Source organism: Flavobacterium sp. GNP002 (assembly GCF_054343795.1).
In genome coordinates, this window is the sequence record NZ_JBTGUW010000001.1 from 2,760,214 (window position 1) to 2,779,894 (window position 19,681).

Sequence of the window (19,681 nt, forward strand, 5' to 3'; positions counted from 1 at the left end):
TCAATGAGAAAAATAGGCGTCAAAATTGTTTTATTTTATGTCTTAATTTTCTTTGTAGCTTCAAGTTGTGTTGGGACAAAAATTAATAAGAATAAAGTAATTATAACCAACGTTCCGTCCAAAACAGAAAATTTGGACAGTATAAAATCGAGTAATATCCCCACACTTTTTGAATTATCTCCCCAAGGAAATAAATGGGTTGATAGTGTTTACAATGGTATGACTTTAGAGGAAAAATTTGGGCAATTATTTATGGTTGCCGCTTATTCTAATAAAGATACTGTACACTTCAACGCTATTGATAAACTGATTCAGGAAAATAAAATAGGCGGATTAATTTTCTTTCAAGGAGGTCCCGTTCGTCAAGCTAAATTAACCAACCGTTTTCAATCGAAGTCAAAAATTCCCTTGTTTATTGGTAGTGATGCCGAATGGGGTTTGGGTATGCGATTAGATTCAACCTATCGATATCCTTGGAATATGACACTTGGAGCCATCCAAGACATGAAATTATTAGAGAAAGTTGGTGCTCAAATGGGGAAACAAAGCAAGCGATTGGGGTTGCAATTTAACTTTGCACCAGTTCTTGATATCAATACAAATCCCAGAAATCCCATTATAGGTTTTCGCTCTTTTGGCGAAGATAAATTCAAAGTTACAGAACGTGCCATTGCTTTAATGAAAGGTGTTCAAAGTCAAGGAATTCTTTCTACCGGAAAGCATTTTCCCGGTCATGGTGATACCGAAACGGATTCTCATAAAGGATTACCAACCATTAATTTTTCTAAAGAAAGATTGATGGACGTTGAGTTTTATCCTTATAAAAAAATGTTTCATGAAGGACTTTCGTCTGTAATGGTGGCGCATTTAAACGTTCCCAGTTTAGAATCAAGGCCCAATTTTCCTTCTTCGATTTCCTATAATGTGGTAACGGATATTCTTCAAAAAGAATTGGGATTTAAAGGTCTTATTTTTACCGATGCTTTAAATATGAAGAGCGTAAGTAACTTTAAATTACCAAGTGAAATTAATTTTGAAGCTTTTATGGCTGGAAACGATGTGCTTTTATTTCCCCAAGATGTTCCATCAGCAATTGAAAAATTTAAGCTTGCCTATTCGGCTAATTTATTTTCTGAAGAAAGATTGGCTTTTTCTGTAAAGAAAATTCTAAAGTTCAAGTACAAAGCCGGTTTGAATAGTTACAAACCAATTATAACAGAAAATTTATTCAACGATTTAAATACATCTGAAAATGATGCTTTACAATATGAGCTGTATGAAAATGCAATTACTGTTTTAAAAAATACAGCTGCAGTTTTGCCAATTAAAAATTTGGAAAAACAAAAAATTGCCTATGTAAAAATAGGCGATGACAACAATGGTGCTTTTGTTTCAACTCTAAAAAAATACGCTGAAGTCACTGTAGTTGCAGATGCTAATCTGGATAGTTTGCAAATGAAATTGCAACCGTTTACAACTGTTATTATTGGATATCACAAATCAGATGTAGCTTTTAGAAATGATGATTTAAAATCAAATGAATTATTTAAAATCAATTTTTTAGCCAAAAATAATAATGTAATTCTGAATGTTTTTGCTAAACCATATTCGTTATTACCTATTACAAATTTTGATGATATTGAAGGATTAGTTGTTTCTTATCAAAATAGTACTATTGCACAAATAGTTTCTGCAGAATTAATTTTTGGAGCTATTGAAGCCAAAGGAAAATTACCAGTTTCTATTAATAATAATTTTAAGGTAAATGATGGTTTATCAACCGAAAAGTTAAATCGTTTGGGATTTACTACTCCTGAAAATGTGGGAATGAATGCTGAAATTTTATCAAAAATTGACGGCATTGCTAATAAAGCGATTAATGGTAAAATGACGCCGGGAATTCAGGTTTTAGTTGCTAGAAAAGGAAAAGTTATTTATCAAAAATCATTCGGACATCATACGTATGATAAAACGATAAAAGTGCAGGATTCTGATATCTATGATGTGGCATCGTTAACAAAAATTCTGGCTACATTGCCGAATGTTATGTTGCAATACGATCAGCTAAAGATAAATCTGGAAACTACATTAGCAACAATGTCTCCCATTTTTAAAGATTCCAATAAAGCGAATATTATTTTTAAGGATTTATTGTCTCATTACGCAGGACTTGCCGCAGGAATTCCATTTTATAAAGCGACAATAGATAAATCAAAATTTCCTTCGGAAGTTTATTTTAGAAAAATTTCGGAAGAGCAGTTTTCTAAACGATTGGCAGACAGTCTTTTTATAAGAAATGATTTTAGTGACACCATTATGAAAATGATTGTTAAGAGCAAGCTTTCATTGAAAAAAGAATACAAGTACAGCGATCTTACCTTTATGATTCTGAAGGATTATTTAGAAAAAACAACAGGTAAAACATTAGATGTTTTGATTCAAGAGAATTTCTACGGATCACTGGGAATGAATAATTCAAGTTTCAATCCGTTAGGGAAATTTGATAAAAACAGAATTCCACCAACAGAAACTGATACTTATTTCCGTCATCAACTTTTACAAGGATATGTCAATGATTTATCAGCAGCTTTAGAAGGCGGAGTTTCCGGGCATGCCGGAGTTTTTTCGAATGCTATGGATGTGGCTAAAATAATGGAGCTTTATCTGCAAAAAGGAAATTATGGCAATCAGCAGTATTTTTCTGAAAAGACATTTGAAGATTTTAATACGTGTTATTTTTGTGCGGCAGGAAATAGGAGAGGTGTTGGTTTTGATAAACCACAATTGGGTGCAGAAGGACCTACGTGTGGTTGTGCTTCGATGACCAGTTTTGGTCATACCGGTTATACCGGAACAATGGCTTGGGCTGATCCCGAAACACAAATTGTCTATGTGTTTTTATCTAACAGAACTTTTCCAATTGCTGGTGAAAATAGATTATCCAAAGAAAATATTCGGGAAGATATCCAAAAGGTGATTTATGAAGCGATTATAAATTAACATAAGTTTGAAGGAATGATATAAATAGTCCAAATGAAATAATTGAGAATTTCATTTGGACTATTTATATTAAAAACGTTTCAATACTTTTATTAGAAATATTTAGTTACAAATTATAGCTGTATTATAGTATATTTGAGATAAAAATAGTTTGATGAAAAATTGGAATACCGTTTTTACAAAAGTCAATTTAATTGTATTGCTTTTTTGCATGACTTTTGTAAATGCTCAAAATATTGATATTGATATTCTACGAGATATCAATGTTGATAGGAATAAGAATTTAGATCCTACTTTTAAATTAGTAACGAATAGTGCGGTTCCAATAAGTGTTGCAACTCCCATTATTTTATATTCGGTTGCTTTAATAAAGAAAGATAGTACCATCAAGAAACAAGCAATTTTTATAGGAGAAACATTTTTAGTAAATGCATTTATTACCACTGCATTGAAACATACTATAAAAAGGAACAGACCATTTGAGACCTATCCTGATATTGATCAAGCTGCATCATCTTTGGGAAAATCATTTCCTTCGGGACATACTTCTTTAGCTTTTGCAACAGCAACATCACTGAGTTTAGCTTATCCCAAATGGTATGTTATTGCACCGTCTTTTGTGTGGGCTGGGGCAGTGGGATATTCTCGAATGCATTTAGGGGTTCATTATCCAAGTGATGTATTTGCAGGGGCAATTATTGGCAGTGGTTCGGCTTATCTTAGCTATAAAGTGAATAAATGGATTAATAAAAAAAGTTCTAAAAAGGACAAATAGCGCTTGAAGTACTGTAATTAACGTTTGAAAATGATAAAGAATTCAAGTCTAAATCATTTAATTGTAAATAAATAATTGTCTGGCTATTATTAACGGTAATTTTATGTGCTATATCAAAAGATAAAACACTAAAATCAACTAACTTTACAGTAATAGTAACACTTTTGATTGTTATTAGTTCTTTTTTTATTAAAATAAATTATCTAAAATGACACACAAACATGTTATAGATGATGAACAATCTTGCTGTGCTTTAGAAGAAAAAAAAGCCAATAAATCAGACCAAGACTCAGGATGTTGTTCTTCTCACAGTGAGTCAGAAAACCATAATGAGCAAGATCACGATCATTCTAATGGTGATGAAAGTACCTTCAGAATGTTTTTACCTTCCATAATTAGTTTTATAGTATTACTAATTGCTATACTATTTGATAATTACGTTCCTCAATCTTGGTTTAATGGTTGGGTTCGAATTGTTTGGTATGTTATAGCTTATATTCCGGTAGGTATTCCGGTTTTGAAAGAAGCGTATGAAAGTATTCGCAAAGGAGCTGTTTTTTCTGAATTTTTCTTGATGGGAATTGCTACGTTAGGCGCATTTGGAATTGGTCAATATGCCGAAGGTGTTGCAGTAATGCTATTTTACGCCATTGGTGAATTATTCCAGATGTTAGCCGTAAAAAGAGCAAAATCGAATATAAAATCATTAGTAGATCAAAGACCGGATGTAGCGAATGTTCTTAATGGGGTTAGTATTGTTTCCAAAAAAGCTTCGGAAGTAACTATTGGAGAAATCATAGAATTGAAACCAGGTGAAAAATTAGCATTAGATGGAAAACTACTTTCTGATTACGCCACTTTCAATACTGCAGCATTAACAGGCGAAAGTAAACCTGATACCAAATCAAAAGGAGAAACAATTCTTGCAGGAATGATTAATCTTAATACGATTTCTCAAGTTGAAGTTACTACAGCATTTACGGATAGTAAATTGTCTAAAATTCTGGAAATGGTTCAGGAAGCTACTGCAAAAAAAGCACCAACCGAATTGTTTATTCGGAAATTTGCTAAAATATACACGCCAATTGTGGTTTATCTGGCAATAGCAATTTGTGTGCTTCCAATTATATTTATAGACAATTATATTTTTAAGGATTGGTTATATCGAGCATTAGTTTTCTTGGTAATCTCTTGCCCTTGTGCGTTGGTAATTTCTATTCCTTTAGGATATTTTGGGGGAATTGGCGCAGCAAGTAAAAACGGAATTTTATTCAAAGGATCTACATTTTTAGATATAATTGCATCAGTTAAAGTAGTCGTTTTTGATAAAACAGGAACATTGACTAAAGGGGTTTTTAAAGTTCAAAAAGTAGTAGCTGTTGGGATTTCAGAAGCTGATTTGATAAAATACACAGCCGCAATAGAAACTAAATCGACACATCCAGTAGGTTCAGCAATTATAGAATTTGCCAAAGAGCAGGCAAAAGATAGCATTGTAACTGAAGTAACGGAAATTGCTGGTTTAGGATTAAAAGGGTTTGTGGATGGAAACGAAATTTTGGTAGGAAATGCTAAGTTGATGAAAAACTACAATATCGCTTATGATACTGAAATTGATACAATTCCATTTACAATTATACTTGTTGCTGTCAATCAAAAATATGCAGGTTATTTTATTATTGCTGATGAAGTTAAAGAAGATGTAAAAGAAGCAATTCAGAGCTTACACAAATTAAATGTAGCAACCATTATGCTTTCTGGGGATAATCAATCAATAGTTTCTGTTGTTGCCAAAGAGTTGAATATTGATCAGGCTTTCGGAAATTTATTGCCTGAAAATAAAGTTGAAAAATTAGAAGCTCTATTGAAGCAAAATTTAAGTGTTGCATTTGTTGGTGATGGAGTAAATGATGCTCCCGTAATTGCTTTGGCAAATGTTGGAATCGCAATGGGAGGTTTAGGAAGTGATGCCACCATTGAAACTGCCGATGTTGTCATTCAAAATGATCAACCCACAAAGATTTATACAGCAATTAATATTGGAAAAAAGACAAAAGAAATCGTTTGGCAAAACATTTTTTTAGCCTTTACAGTTAAATTGATTGTATTGGTAATGGGAGCAGGAGGATTAGCTACGATGTGGGAAGCCGTTTTTGCTGATGTTGGTGTGGCTTTGTTGGCTATTTTAAATGCTGTAAGGATACAACGTATTAAGTTTTAGACTTGAAAGGATTTAACTTAAATTTCCATAAAACACATTCCTATTTTTAGTAATTTCGTTTCATTAAAATACATAGATGAAAATTGCAATAGTTTGTTATCCTACCTTTGGAGGAAGTGGTGTTGTCGCTACAGAATTAGGTCTTGAATTGGCAAGACGTGGTCACGAAATCCATTTTATAACGTATAGTCAGCCTGTACGTTTGGCTCTTTTAAACCCAAATGTGCATTACCACGAAGTGAATGTTCCTGAATATCCGTTATTTCATTATCAACCTTATGAATTGGCTTTGTCAAGCAAATTAGTGGATATGGTAAAACTTTATAAAATCGAATTATTGCACGTGCATTATGCTATTCCTCATGCTTATGCAGGTTATATGGCCAAACAAATGCTGAAAGATGAGGGAATTAATATTCCGATGGTAACTACACTTCACGGTACAGATATTACATTAGTTGGGAATCATCCATTTTACAAACCAGCGGTAACTTTTAGCATTAACAAATCGGATTTTGTTACTTCGGTTTCCCAAAGTTTGAAAGATGATACCCATAAATTATTTAATATAAAGAATGAAATTGAGGTAATTCCTAATTTTATAGAATTAGATAAAAATCTGAATGATCCTAGTACAGCCTGTCATCGTTCCGTAATGGCTAATAAAAATGAGAGAATCATTACACATATCAGTAATTTCAGAAAAGTTAAACGAATTCCAGATATAATTAAGATTTTCTATAATATTCAAAAAGAAATCCCTGCTAAATTGATGATGGTAGGAGATGGACCTGAAAAAGAAAAAGCAGAAAGTTTATGTAAGGATTTAGGAATTCAGGATAAAGTCATCTTTTTTGGAAACAGCAATGAGATCGATAAAATTTTGAGTTATACTGATTTGTTCTTGTTGCCATCTGAAACAGAAAGTTTTGGACTTGCAGCTTTAGAGGCAATGGCTTGGAGTGTTCCTGTAATTTCAAGTAAATCGGGAGGTTTGCCGGAAGTGAATTTTGACGGTATTTCTGGATATTTGAGTGACGTGGGGAATACGGATGAAATGGCACAAAACGCTTTGAAAATTTTAAAAGATGATGCTACTCTTAATAAATTTAAAGAAAATGCGCTGTCAGTTGCAAAACAATTTGACATCAAAAACATCTTGCCACTTTATGAAGCATTATATAAAAAAGCCATAAAAAAATATGTATAGATTTTACATTTTTCTATTATAGAATGTAGTAAAACTTTTGAATTTCATCTATTAATCAATATAATCCTGCAATGAAAAAAATAATAGTATCACTAGTGGTTTTGGCTTTATTTTCCTGTGGTGCAACAACTACAAAAAGTTCCGATAAAAATTCTTTATACGAAGTCTTGACACAACAGTCAAATGGTGGTGCGAGTATTCGTTTTTTTGAGATTCTTTCGGAGCCAAATGAAATTGCAATGTTGCAGAATGATGAAAATTTAAAAAATAAAATTAGTCCAAATGATATTCAGACTTCTAATTTTTTAGTTTTGAATATGGGAGAAAAAACATCAGGAGGTTATAGTATAGGAATTGATAGTGTAGTTGAAACCGATAAAAATATTGTTATCACCATAAAAGAAACTAGTCCGGAACCGGGTAGTATGGTTACACAAGCTTTTACAAATCCTTTTTGTGTAGTCAAAATAAATTCTAAGAAAGATATTATTTTTAAATAAAAAAACGCCACTATTGCTAGTGGCGTTTTTAATATATTTTCTAAAATATTAGAATCTATATCTAATACTTAAGGCTAAGTCTGGACCAAAATTATCTTCCCTAAAATTATCAGAATTGAAATAAATTTCGGGTCTAATATCCAGAGCTAATTGTATTGGAGCTTCATTAAAATTATACTCAATACCAAGATCTCCTGCAACAAAAACAAATGCACCACTATCATCTATGTTATTGTTATTATCGAAATCATTATCATAACTCCAGCTACCTATACCACCACCAACTCCAGCGTACCAGTTGAATCCACCTTCGATGTTCCAAACCCATTGATATATCCCTGTTAATTTTAAAGCATCAACATTGTTGCTGTTTCTCCAACCTAAGTCTAATTCTAAACGGTTGTTATCGCCTAAACCTCTTTGGTAAGAAAGTTCTCCACCAAATCCGTCATTATCACCTAAACGTAATCCCAATGCATTTTTTGAAATATCTTGTGCTTGTGCGGTAAATGCTAATCCAATTAACATTATTGCCGATAAAATAATTTTTTTCATAAGTAAGTTTTTATAGGTACAAATGTATAATTAAGTAGGGCATGAAGTTTATAAAATTTTATAGAAAAGTTATATAATTTACGTTTTTTAGGATTTTGATATTCTTCTATATTAGTATTACATTAGGATGTTTTGTTTGGAGAAAAGCGCTGAAGACACTATTTGATTACTTAAAATATCTTCCATTTCAAAAAGGTTCTCTTCTTCGACATAGTTTACTTCGGAATAATTATATAATTTCCAACGTTTTTTGTTGTACTCCAATGCTGTTAAATTCTCAACCCAATCTCCAGAATTTAAATATAAGGTAGTTCCATTTTTGGTTTCTTTATGAATCATTTTTGGTTCATGAATGTGTCCACAAATAACATAATCGTATTTTTTCTCGATGGCTAATTCAGTTGCAGTTGCCTCAAAATCAGAAATGTGTTTTACTGCTTTTTTTACGCTGGCCTTTATTTTTTTAGAAAAAGAATATGGTTCTCTTCCTATTTTGGACAAACACCAATTGACAAAACGGTTTGAAAGTATTAAATAGTCATAGCCTAAGCCACCAAGTTTAGCTATCCATTTTGAATGTTGCACTGAGGCATCAAAAACATCACCATGAAATATCCACGCTTTTTTGTCATCAAGATCTAAAACTAACTTGTCTACTAAAGCGAAATTACCCAGATTCATGTCACTAAATTTTCGGAGCATTTCGTCATGATTTCCTGTGATGTAGTAAACCTTTGTCCCTTTGGAAGCAAAGCTTATAATTTTTTGTATAACTTTTAAATGCGCTTTTGGAAAATATGATTTTCGGAATTGCCATACATCTATAATATCACCATTCAAGACTAACGTTTTAGGTTTTATAGAAGATAAATAATTATAAAGTTCTTTAGCATGACTGCCATAAGTTCCTAGGTGTACATCAGAAATGACCACTAACTCGACTTTTCTTTTTTTCAATGTATTTGAATTTGAAGTTTACCAAATTAATAGAATTATTAGCAATAGAAATGGAATAAAAGGTTAAGAAATCTAAGACAAGATTAAATTAATATCAATAAATGTGAAATGTTTCTTAAAACTTTATCCCGAAATCTCGGGATAAGCTTTTAAACTTTAAACTAAAATGGTACTTTTGTTAAAAACTAATTATAATGGCAGGAAATAGCTACGGAACACTATTTAGAATAACAACTTTTGGAGAATCACATGGTGAAGCATTAGGCGGTATAATAGATGGTTGCCCTCCTGGAATAACTATAGATTTAGATGCAATTCAATTTGAAATGTCAAGAAGAAAGCCGGGTCAATCGGCTATAGTTACCCAACGTAAAGAGCCAGATGATGTACAATTTTTATCCGGAATATTCGAAGGAAAAACTACAGGAACACCAATAGGTTTTATTATTCCTAATACCAATCAAAAATCAGACGATTACTCTCATATAAAAGATAATTACAGACCCAGTCATGCTGATTATGTATATGAGAAAAAATATGGTGTTCGTGATTACCGTGGTGGCGGACGAAGTTCTGCACGCGAAACGGCCAGTAGAGTAGTTGCTGGAGCGGTAGCAAAGCAAATGCTGTCAGAAATAAAAATCAATGCTTACGTTTCTTCTGTAGGTCCAATATTTTTAGAAAAACCATATCAAGAATTAGATTTTTCAAAAACCGAAAACAACCCTGTTCGTTGCCCTGATGAAGCATCAGCGGTAATCATGGAGGAGTATATACGAGATATTCGTAAACAAGGTGACACTGTAGGTGGAACCGTAACTTGCGTGATTCAAAATGTGCCTATTGGTTTAGGAGAACCTGTTTTTGACAAACTTCATGCTGAATTGGGTAAAGCTATGCTCTCTATTAATGCCGTAAAAGGATTTGAGTTTGGAAGTGGTTTTGATGGAGCAAGAATGAAAGGAAGCGAGCATAATGATTTATTCAATGTTGACGGTACTACTAAAACCAACCTTTCAGGTGGGATACAAGGCGGAATTAGCAATGGAATGGATATTTATTTCCGTGTGGCCTTCAAACCTGTGGCTACCATTATGCAAAAACAAGAATCATTGGATAACAAAGGTAATATTACTGAAATGACAGGAAAGGGACGTCATGATCCTTGTGTAGTACCACGTGCTGTGCCTATCGTTGAGGCTATGGCTGCAATTGTACTAGCTGATTTTTATTTGATAAACAAAACCTATTAATATTAATTTTTGAAGTTTTTCCTGCTTTACATTTTATGTTTCCTTGCTTGGTAGCAAACAAGAAATTAATTATTGTAAAGAAAATTCACTAAACACATATATTGTTGAGTGAAGTAACGGGTTAAAACTAAAACCTAACAATCAATTTAATGAATACCAAAACAACTAAAAAACCATCTTTTTTTTCAGGATTAACGGGACAAATATTAATTGCGATGGTTTTAGGTGCTATTTTAGGCATTGTAATTCACAATTCTATTTCCCCAGAAGCAGCCCAAGGCTTTAGCGCAAAAATTAAAATTCTGGCAACAGTTTTCATTCGATTAGTACAAATGATTATCTCGCCATTAGTTTTTACAACACTTGTTGTAGGAATTGCAAAGTTGGGCGATATTAAAGCTGTTGGAAGAATTGGAGGAAAAGCAATGGGTTGGTTTTTTACAGCTTCATTCATCTCTTTATTATTGGGAATGTTTTTTGTAAACATCCTTGAACCGGGAGTTGGCCTTAATTTATCAAATGTTGATTTAGCTTCTGTTTCTGAAGTTACTGCAAAAACTCAAAATATATCTTTTGAAAATTTTATTGAGCATATTGTTCCCAAAAGTATTTTTGAGGCAATGGCTACCAATGAAATTTTACAAATTGTGATTTTCTCTATTTTCTTTGGTTTGGCAGCAGCATCATTGGGAGATTATGTTAAGCCAGTTACAAACGCTTTAGATAAAACGTCACACATAGTTCTTAAAATGGTGAACTACGTAATGAAATTTGCTCCAATAGGAGTTTTTGGAGCTATTGCCGGAGTTTTTGCGGTAAGAGATTTTCAAGAATTAGCGATTACATATTTCAAATTTTTTGGTTCATTCTTAGTTGGAATTTCATCACTTTGGTTGGTATTAATAGTGGTGGGTTACATTTTTCTAAAAAGTAGAATGACTGTTTTACTTAAAAGAATTGTAAGTCCTTTGATTATTGCTTTTGGAACAACCAGCAGTGAAGCAGTTTTTCCAAAATTGACAGAGGAATTAGAACGTTTTGGAGTAAAAGACAGAATCGTTTCTTTCATGTTGCCATTAGGTTATTCATTCAATTTAGATGGAAGTATGATGTACATGACTTTTGCAAGTATTTTTATTGCTCAAGCCTACGGAATTGATTTAGATTTAGGAACACAAATGACTATGCTTTTAGTTTTAATGCTTACCAGCAAAGGAATTGCAGGCGTTCCAAGAGCAAGTTTAGTTGTAGTTGCCGCTACTTGTGGTATGTTTGATATTCCAATCGAAGGAATAGCATTAATTTTACCTATAGATCATTTTTGTGATATGTTTCGTAGTGCAACAAATGTTTTAGGAAATGCTTTGGCTACATCAGTCGTTGGGCAATGGGAAGGTGATGATGAAAATGAAACTGTAGATTCAGAATAGTTATAACGTTACATTTTTACAGTAAATAATATAGTTAAAACCTGTTCAATTAGTTGAACAGGTTTTTTTTATTTAAATTTTTTAATTATTCCTTATTTTAAAGGGAGGCATTGCTGTTTTTTAAAATGTGATTATTTAATTTATTTTAATTGATAATATGCATATTTCCCTCTTTTTTTATCAATAAAATGTATATTTGATAAACTTTAATTGTTTATGTATCATTTACGTATTGTTTTATTACTGTTGTTTGGGTTAAATTATTTAGGAAATAATTCAATTGCACAGACAAGAACATATTCTAAGAAAGAAATCACTAGACTAACTGATGAGGCTTCTCGATACCTAAAGGAGGCTAATTTTGAAAAATCTCTGGATATTTCTAAATTGGCACTTCGTTCCTCTATTAACGCTAATGATTTATATTTAACAGCTATTTCCTATATTACAATTGCGGCAAATTATGCTGAGATGGCTGAATTTGATAAAGCAATATTCTTCTATAATAAGAGTTTGTCTTATGCTGATGAGACCAGTAATGACACCTTAAAAAAACGGATAAATAATAATTTAGGCAATATCTATTGTTTTGAGAAAAAGCAATATGAAAAAGGGATAAATTTTTATGAAAACTCTCTTAAGTACAGTCAGAAATTAGCAGATACCAATCAGGTTTTTATGACTAAGCTTAATATTGCTTGGGCTTATTTTGATATTGGTCTTTTTGAAAAAGGATTTCCAAGTTTAGAATTCATCAACAAATACAATAAAAAATATGGTAATGAAACAAACGCTGTAGCGGTAAACATGCTGAATGGAATGTATTATAGTTACAAAGGTGACCATAATAAAGCTAAATTATCTTTTATTAATGCTATAAAATTTGGAAATGAAGGGGTTGAGAAGTCAGATTTATCTTTTTCATATCTTGAATATTCAAAATATTTATTAAAGAAAGGCGATTATAAAAATGCCTATGAAAATCTCGCACGTTACAACATCATTACTGATGAACTATATAACGAGGAAAAAATTAAAAAAGCTAATGTAGCCGGAATAAATTTAGAATTAGATGAATATAAAAGAGAGATAGATATAATTGAAACGGAGAAAGATGCTCATCTTCAGAGTTTAAGGAAGTCAAAAGTTATTGTATTCCTATTTGCAGTAGTTTTTTTCTTTTTGTTATTATTACTCTATATTTTATTTAAGAATAATAATTTTAAGAAAATAACCAATGCGGAGCTTTCTCAAACTAATATAGAATTACTGGTTGCAAAAGAAAAAGCAGAGGAAGCATCTATACTAAAATCACAATTTGTCTCTACAATCAGCCATGAATTAAGGACTCCTTTATATGGTGTGGTAGGAATTACAAATATGTTGCTTGATGAACATAAAGAATTAGCACATAGTCCACATTTAAGTTCTCTTAAATTTTCAGCCCGATATTTATTATCATTAGTAAATGATATTCTTCAAATTAATAAAATTGAAGACAATAGAATTATTCTTGAAAATTTAACTTTTAATATTTCTGATGAAATTAATATGATTAAAAGTTCCTTATCTTTTATAGCTAAAACAAATGATAATGTAGTCCATGTAAATGTTGATCGTAATATTCCGGAATATTTGATAGGTGATAAGTTAAGACTTTCTCAAATTATTATGAATTTAGTTAGTAATGCTTTGAAGTTTACAAAAAAAGGCGAAGTAAGTATTAATGTAAACTTGGTGAAAGTAGAGGGGACATCTCATTTTCTGGAATTTCAAATTCAAGACAATGGAATAGGAATTCATACTGATGATCAGAAAAAGATTTTTGATAAATTTGTTCAAGTTAGTAGAAAAGAAACTGATTATCAAGGGACTGGTTTGGGGCTTTCTATTGTTAAGCAACTGCTAGGGTTGTTTGATAGTGATATTTCACTAGAAAGTACCATAGGAAAAGGAACTTCATTTAAATTTGTGATTGCATTTGAATTTAACCCTGAGCGAACAACTGAAATAATCAATAACATTCAAGTTGATATGAGTTCAACCCAAATCGTCAATGTTTTAGTAGTAGAGGATAACCGTATAAATCAAGTTATTACCAGAAAAACAATCGAGAAGAACAACTACAAGTGCAGTGTTGTTGACAATGGTTACGCAGCATTGGAAATATTAGAAAAAGAGAATTTTGATGTGATATTAATGGATATTAATATGCCATTAATCAATGGTTTTGAAACCACAAGAAAAATTCGTCTTAAAGGTATTGGAATTCCCATTGTAGCGTTGACGGCATTTGATAAAGCTGAAATAACCGAAGAAGCTCTTTCTGCGGGAATCAATGATATCATCATTAAACCATTTGATTCGATTAAATTATTTGAGATTATCAGTATTCTAATATCAAAACCTAAAAGTATAGCTTAATCTATTTTTTCTAATCCTATTTTGAAAAATTGCCTGATGAGAATTTTAATAAATCTTATATTAAAATTAAAATCGTTAAATCTTTAAAACCAATTACTGATTCTAAGGATTTAACGATTTTAATATAATTATTTAATGGATATGGTTTTGTGTGCATTTTTCTTGCCATTTTCATTTTTGGATATGTCCACATGTAAAATTTCATCTTTATAACTAGCTTCAACTTTACTTTGATCAATGTATTTAGGTAAAGTAAAAGTTCTTCAGAATGATTGGTAATTAAATTCTTTACGAACTTAATTATCTTTTTTTTCTAGTTTCTTCTTTTCCTTCCTTTTTTTTGATGAAATCATAAGCATATTATTGTCAATTTCAACTTTGAAATCTTCTTTTGTCATTCCCGGAGCTGCTAATTCGACTTGTAATTCTTTAAAAAAATCATCGAAGAAGTATTTACATCGGGAAATAAACTGTTTCTTTTCACTTAAGTTTTAATTGTTTGAAATAAGTTGAATCAAAATTAATTATATTATTTATTTATAAACAGTATTTAGTTTGTAAAAATTTGTAAATTAGGTGATTAGTTATTAAAAACGTTTTTTACATAAACTTAAAAAGGCGTTTCTTACGGATGAAACCGGTATTAAATATTTTAATACCAGCGTTTTTTATTTTGTTTTGAAACTTCAGATTTTCTTGATTTATGAGCTCCACCACTACGGTTTGAATTTTTTTGTTGAGAACCAGGAGCAGTTTCCGGACTTCCAGAATGCCAATGATACGGATGATCATTTACCGTTTTTACATCCACTTTTATTAGTTTTTGGATGTCTTTCCAATAGGTATGTTCGTCTTTACTGCAAAAAGAGATTGCAATCCCTCCATTTCCAGCACGACCGGTTCTACCAATACGGTGAACATACGTTTCAGGAATATTAGGTAAATCAAAATTGATTACAAAAGGCAATTGGTCAATATCAATTCCTCTAGCTGCAATATCAGTAGCTACGAGAACACCAACTTCTTTGTTTTTGAAAGCATCCAAAACGCGTTGTCTTGCATTTTGTGATTTGTCACCGTGAATGGCTTCTGCGGCAATATTGTTTTTTCGTAATGCTTTTACAACATTATCAGCACCGTGTTTTGTTCTGGAGAAAACCAAAACATCTGATAGGTTTTCATTTTTAATTAAATGATATAGTAAGTTTCTTTTTTCTGCTTTTTCAACAAAATAAACGCGTTGCTCTACATTTTCAGCAGTTGAAGATACAGGAGAAACGGTTACTGTTGCAGGATCAGTCAAAAACATTTCAGCTAATTCTCGAATAGCAATTGGCATTGTAGCTGAGAAAAATAATGTTTGTCTGTTTTTTGGCGTAAGCTTTACAATTTTCTTTACATCATTTACAAATCCCATATCAAGCATTTGATCAGCTTCGTCAAGAACTAAAGTATGTAAATGGTCTAAATCAATAAAACCCTGTTTGTGAAGATCAAGCAATCTTCCAGGGGTTGCAATCAAAATATCTACACCATTTTTTAAAGTATCTACTTGTGGATTTTGTGAAACGCCACCAAAAATGGTAAGTTGTGTCAAGTTTGTGTATTTTCCGTAAGTATCAAAGCTTTGTCCAATTTGGACAGCTAATTCACGCGTTGGAGTAACTACTAAAGCACGAATTTGTTTAGCTTTTTTGGATGAGCCTACAATTCTGTGTAATTGATGTATGATAGGAATAGCAAATGCTGCTGTTTTTCCAGTTCCGGTTTGTGCGCAACCTATTAAATCTTTTCCCGATAATACAATTGGGATAGACTGTTCTTGAATAGGAGTAGGGTTAAGGTAGCCTTGTTCAAATACGGCTTTTTGTATACTTTTTGAGAGCGATAAATCTTCGAATAACATATTTTTGGTATTAAATATCATGTATTAAGTACATAGATAGCGCAACAAAGATAGTATTATTATTTTTGATGATAATTTATATGGTATTTAGGATTAGAACTTCTGGAATTTAAATCCAGAAATCCATCAATAAAACAGACTAAATAGTATTAGATTTAATAAAATCAGTTACTAAATATCCTATAAGTTTACCTATTAAATGATTGTTTTTTTCTTCACCTAAATCAGGTGCGCCTTCGCAAATGTGTAAATAGGCTGCATTTTTATTTTTTGCAAAATAGGAAATAAATTGACGAAGTTGCTCCACTGAGAAACCACTCAAAGTCATTGCGCTACAAGCAATATTAGGAATCGAATCTAAATCTATCTCAATTCCAAAAAAGTCGTCATTTATAAACTCTGAGGCTAGAGCCATTTCCTGATTGAAATCTTTTTCTTTTCGAATGTTTACACTATCATAAGTATTGTAGCGTACGCGGTCTTCTATTTTTTTAATGATGTCCAATACACTTTTGGAAGTATAATTTTCGTGTAAACCAAAAATAAAATATTTTTTTAAAAAACCTTCTTCAAATGCATAAGAGAAACCATTACCGCTGTGTCGTCCTTCTAAAATTCTAAAATCGGAATGAGCATCAAAGTTTATAGCATTGATGGGTTTTCCTTTAGCAAGCGCAGTTCCTTTTATGTTTCCATAGGAATTATTATGTCCGCCACCTATAATTATAGGTGTTTTCCCCAGTTTTATAATGCTGAAGATGATATGAGAAACATCTTTATCAATTTTTTCTACTAATTGACTTAATTTAGATCGATCATCAATATCATTAAAATCCAAATGTTCCACTTCTTTCATTTCGACGCTAACATTCAATTGGCCTAAAACAAAAAGTTGACTTCCTTTACAAAATCGATTATGCTGAATATTAGCGATGCTTTTAATGGCACTATCCCAGGCTGAGGCTGCACCAGGCCTGCCAAAATTAGCTCTTATGCCTATATCTTCCGGAATTCCAAACAATACATATTTTGCTTCACAAGTTTTAAGAAACTCAACAGGATCGGTCTCTTTTGGAACAGTTATCATTTTCTCTCCAAATTTTATTTCACCACTTCTATGGTTCGTAATTTTTGCAAGATCTTTGATGGTAAATGGGATAATTTTTTCCATTAAAAAAAATATTTTTTTTCCAAAAATAATATAATTACGTTAACTTACGTTATTACGTGGTTATATATTGTTAAATTTGTAAAATAAATTAAAGTAAATTAAAAGATGGAAAATCAAAAAAGCAGTTCAAGTCTTAAAGCGGTTATAGCAGTATTAGCTATTTTATTAGTGGGAAGTTTAGTTTATATTTTTAAAATGACTTCAGATACCGAAATCGTAAAAACAGAATTGAAATCCACATTAACTGAGAAAGAATCAGTTATGAAAGATCTACAAGAATTGAAATCAACATATGATGCTGCAATTGCAGAAAACACTTCTATGTCTGAAGAGTTAATTCAAGAAAGAGATAAAGTGGTTAACTTAATGTCTGATTTAAGTAAATCTAAAGGCGATGTAGCTTCATTATCTAAATACAGATCTCAATTCAATGCTTTGCAAGGGAATATGAAGGTTTTAATGGCTGAGAATGATAACTTAAAAAAGGCCAATACAACACTTACTACACAGCGTGATAGTACAGTTGTAGTATTAGGAGAGACTAAAAAGAATGTTGAAGCATTAACTGGTCAAAATGAAGAGTTGGCAAAAGCAGTTGAAATTGGTTCAAAATTGACGGTTTTAAACACTAGAGGTTCGGCTTTTAAATTAAGAAGTTCTGGTAAACAAATTGAAACTGATAAAGCGAGTAGAGCTGACGTTCTTAGAGTTAATTTTACAATTGCTGAAAACCAAATTGCTAAATCTGGTGATAAAACATATTATGTTCAAGTAATTGACAGTAAAAACAATGTTTTAGGAGACAAAAAAACAGAGACTTTTGGAGACAATACTTTAACATATAGTTTTTTAACTAATGTTAAATATGAAAACAAAACAATTAGTGTTACTGAAGATTTAAGAGGTAAAGATTTTGCTAAAGGAACATATTATATCAATATTTTTGATAGAGATATATTGGTTTCTAAAACAAGTTTTGTTTTAAGATAAGAACAATAATTAGACATAACAAAAAAGAGGAATATTATGTTCCTCTTTTTTTATGCGAAAATTTCACCTTCGATTAATACAGTATCAATTAGATTACTGCCGAAAGCGTATGGTAATTGATAGTACGAGGGAATAGGTTTAGTGAGTATAAGGTTAGCTTTTTTACCAATGGTTATGCTTCCGTGGGTTTCAGAAATCCCCATAGCATAGGCTCCGTTTATTGTGGCCGCATTTATGGCCTCTTCTGGAGTCATTTTCATTTTGATACAAGCAGTTGCAACTACAAAGTTCATATTTCCGGAAGGAGTAGAACCTGGATTATAATCTGTTGCAAGGGCTAGAGGAAGTCCAGCTTTTATCATTTCTCGTGCTGGCGTATATGGAATACTTAAAAAATAGGAACAGGAAGGCAACGCCACTGGCATTGTTTCAGTATTTTTTAAAGCCTCAATATCTTCTGTGCTCATAATTTCTAGATGATCTACAGAAAGCGCATTGTATTTTATTCCGGCCTGAATGCCTCCAATAGAGTTAAACTGATTGACATGAATTTTTGGCTTTAAGCCAAATTCAATTCCAGCTTCCATGATTTGTTGGGTTTCTTCAACAGTAAAATAACCGGTTTCACAAAATACATCGATGAATTCTGCCAGATTATTTTTGGCAATTTCAGGAAGTATTTCGTTAATGATTAAATCAATATATCCTTGATGATTTTCTTTATACTCTAATGGGAAAGCGTGAGCACCAAGAAAGGTTGCTTTAATGGTTATAGGATAGTTTTGAGCTAAACGCTGAATCACACGAAGCATTTTTAATTCTCCATTAACCGTCAATCCATATCCAGATTTAATTTCAACGGCGCCAGTTCCTAAACGCATGACTTCTTCAAGCCGTGCTTTGGATTGATCATAGATTTCGGCTTCAGTAGCTTCATTGAGTTTTTTAGCTGAATTTAAGATTCCACCGCCACGATTAGCAATTTCTTCATAGGTCATACCGTTGATTCGATCGACAAATTCTTGTTCTCTATTACCGGCATAAACAATATGAGTATGACTGTCGCACCAAGATGGTAAAACCATTTTCCCAGTGGCATCAATCGTTTTATCAGCATGTATTGGAGGTAAATTCTCCATAGCACCAAAATCAGCAATTAAATTGTCTTTAATTACTAAAAAGGCATTTTTAATCGTTGGAAGAATAGCCATTTCGGCACCAGAAACTTTAGCTTTAGCTGTTTCCCGAACCTGAAGTAACTCTTTTATATTGATAATTAACGTTGTCAT

The 19,681-nt window shown here is 31.8% G+C and carries 14 protein-coding genes and 1 pseudogene; 9 read left to right on the plus strand and 6 right to left on the minus strand.

Annotation, left to right across the window (positions count from 1 at the left end; all coding sequences use genetic code 11):
• Positions 1–3: 3 nt before the first annotated feature.
• From ACXX80_RS12075 to ACXX80_RS12095, 5 genes are all read left to right on the plus strand, one after another.
• Positions 4–3,000 carry a serine hydrolase domain-containing protein gene (locus ACXX80_RS12075; protein ID WP_458553411.1) on the plus strand — a complete coding sequence of 999 codons (2,997 nt, stop codon included), beginning with the start codon at positions 4–6 and terminating at the stop codon, positions 2,998–3,000.
• 154 nt (positions 3,001–3,154) lie between these two features.
• Positions 3,155–3,775 (plus strand): phosphatase PAP2 family protein, encoded by a 621-nt coding sequence (locus ACXX80_RS12080; protein ID WP_458553412.1) that lies wholly within the window; start codon positions 3,155–3,157, stop codon positions 3,773–3,775.
• A 208-nt stretch (positions 3,776–3,983) separates the two neighbouring features.
• The gene (locus tag ACXX80_RS12085) at positions 3,984–5,996 is read left to right on the plus strand and encodes a heavy metal translocating P-type ATPase (protein WP_458553413.1); all 2,013 of its coding nucleotides are present in this window, start codon (positions 3,984–3,986) and stop codon (positions 5,994–5,996) included.
• 76 nt (positions 5,997–6,072) lie between these two features.
• Positions 6,073–7,206, plus strand: coding sequence for an N-acetyl-alpha-D-glucosaminyl L-malate synthase BshA (gene bshA / locus ACXX80_RS12090; RefSeq protein ID WP_458553414.1), 1,134 nt, complete (start codon positions 6,073–6,075; stop codon positions 7,204–7,206).
• Positions 7,207–7,277: 71 nt separating this feature from the next.
• Positions 7,278–7,706: a protease complex subunit PrcB family protein gene (locus ACXX80_RS12095; RefSeq protein WP_458553415.1), complete on the plus strand. Its 429-nt coding sequence runs from the start codon at positions 7,278–7,280 to the stop codon at positions 7,704–7,706.
• A gap of 48 nt (positions 7,707–7,754) precedes the next feature.
• Here the strand turns inward: ACXX80_RS12095 and ACXX80_RS12100 are convergent, their stop codons facing one another.
• Both ACXX80_RS12100 and ACXX80_RS12105 read right to left on the minus strand, forming a co-directional pair.
• A complete protein-coding gene (locus ACXX80_RS12100; RefSeq protein WP_458553416.1) occupies positions 7,755–8,261 on the minus strand; it encodes a hypothetical protein in 507 nt (168 codons plus the stop codon).
• 117 nt (positions 8,262–8,378) lie between these two features.
• The gene (locus tag ACXX80_RS12105; protein ID WP_458553417.1) at positions 8,379–9,218 is read right to left on the minus strand and encodes a UDP-2,3-diacylglucosamine diphosphatase; all 840 of its coding nucleotides are present in this window, start codon (positions 9,216–9,218) and stop codon (positions 8,379–8,381) included.
• 194 nt (positions 9,219–9,412) lie between these two features.
• Between ACXX80_RS12105 and aroC the strand changes: the two genes are divergently transcribed.
• The 3 genes from aroC (at position 9,413) to ACXX80_RS12120 (ending at position 14,325) form a co-directional block, all read left to right on the plus strand.
• Entirely contained in the window at positions 9,413–10,471 is a 1,059-nt protein-coding gene (aroC, locus tag ACXX80_RS12110; RefSeq protein WP_458553418.1) for a chorismate synthase, read from the plus strand.
• A 149-nt stretch (positions 10,472–10,620) separates the two neighbouring features.
• Positions 10,621–11,901, plus strand: a complete 1,281-nt coding sequence (locus tag ACXX80_RS12115; RefSeq protein ID WP_458553419.1) for a dicarboxylate/amino acid:cation symporter — start codon at positions 10,621–10,623, stop codon at positions 11,899–11,901.
• Positions 11,902–12,117: 216 nt separating this feature from the next.
• Positions 12,118–14,325, plus strand: a complete 2,208-nt coding sequence (locus tag ACXX80_RS12120; RefSeq protein WP_458553420.1) for a response regulator — start codon at positions 12,118–12,120, stop codon at positions 14,323–14,325.
• Between the two features lie 128 nt (positions 14,326–14,453).
• Here the strand turns inward: ACXX80_RS12120 and ACXX80_RS12125 are convergent.
• The 3 genes and pseudogenes from ACXX80_RS12125 to ACXX80_RS12135 form a co-directional block, all read right to left on the minus strand.
• Positions 14,454–14,792, minus strand: a pseudogene (locus tag ACXX80_RS12125) (Hsp20/alpha crystallin family protein).
• A 185-nt stretch (positions 14,793–14,977) separates the two neighbouring features.
• Complete coding sequence (locus tag ACXX80_RS12130) at positions 14,978–16,231, minus strand: DEAD/DEAH box helicase (RefSeq protein ID WP_315208460.1); 1,254 nt, start codon at positions 16,229–16,231, stop codon at positions 14,978–14,980.
• A 139-nt stretch (positions 16,232–16,370) separates the two neighbouring features.
• Positions 16,371–17,402: a formimidoylglutamase gene (locus tag ACXX80_RS12135; RefSeq protein WP_458553421.1), complete on the minus strand. Its 1,032-nt coding sequence runs from the start codon at positions 17,400–17,402 to the stop codon at positions 16,371–16,373.
• A 105-nt stretch (positions 17,403–17,507) separates the two neighbouring features.
• Here ACXX80_RS12135 and ACXX80_RS12140 point away from each other — a divergent pair, with 105 nt between their 5' ends.
• On the plus strand, positions 17,508–18,392 hold the full coding sequence (locus ACXX80_RS12140; RefSeq protein ID WP_458553422.1) for a DUF8428 domain-containing protein: 885 nt from the start codon (positions 17,508–17,510) through the stop codon (positions 18,390–18,392).
• A gap of 50 nt (positions 18,393–18,442) precedes the next feature.
• Here the strand turns inward: ACXX80_RS12140 and hutI are convergent, their stop codons facing one another.
• Entirely contained in the window at positions 18,443–19,681 is a 1,239-nt protein-coding gene (hutI, locus tag ACXX80_RS12145) for an imidazolonepropionase (RefSeq protein ID WP_458553423.1), read from the minus strand.